This window comes from Pseudomonas sp. 43(2021), assembly GCF_017490805.1.
Classification (GTDB): domain Bacteria; phylum Pseudomonadota; class Gammaproteobacteria; order Pseudomonadales; family Pseudomonadaceae; genus Aquipseudomonas.
Genome location: NZ_JAFGYJ010000217.1, coordinates 1 through 551, shown reverse-complemented (window position 1 = coordinate 551; position 551 = coordinate 1). Strand labels below are relative to the sequence as shown.

At 59.9% G+C, this 551-nt stretch carries 1 protein-coding gene and 1 pseudogene; both read left to right on the top strand.

What is annotated here, in order from left to right:
- Positions 1 to 315: 2OG-Fe(II) oxygenase family protein (locus tag J5M71_RS26840; RefSeq protein ID WP_279382384.1), on the top strand; the 315-nt coding region annotated here is incomplete at its 5' end.
- Positions 316 to 395: 80 nt separating this feature from the next.
- Positions 396 to 551 (top strand): annotated as a pseudogene (locus J5M71_RS26835) (adenosine deaminase); the annotation flags it as partial.

The window sequence follows — 551 nt, the reverse complement described above, 5'->3', positions numbered from 1 at the left end:
AAGAACGTCAATGGTGAATGGATCGACGCGCCACCGATTGACGGCACGTTCGTGGTCAACCTCGGCGACATGATGGCGCGCTGGAGCAACGACCGTTATCGCTCGACCCCGCACCGGGTGATCAGCCCGCTGGGCGTGGATCGCTATTCGATGCCGTTCTTCGCCGAACCGCACCCGGACACGCGCATCGAATGCCTGCCCGGTTGCCAGGACGCACAGCATCCGGCGAAATATCCGACCACCACCTGTGCCGAATTCCTGCTGTCGCGCTTCGCCGATACCTACGCCTATCGCCGTGAACAAGAGGCGGTTTGATCGATCACCTGGTCAGGTTTTGCCAATTGTTGCGGCCAGCCTCTGTAGAATGCCGGCATTGCACCTGATGAGAAAAGACTATGTACGACTGGCTCAACGCCTTGCCCAAAGCCGAACTGCACCTGCATCTGGAAGGTTCGCTGGAGCCTGAACTGCTGTTCGCCCTGGCCGAACGCAACAAGATCGCCCTGCCGTGGAGCGACGTCGAAACCCTGCGCAAGGCTTACGCCTTCAAC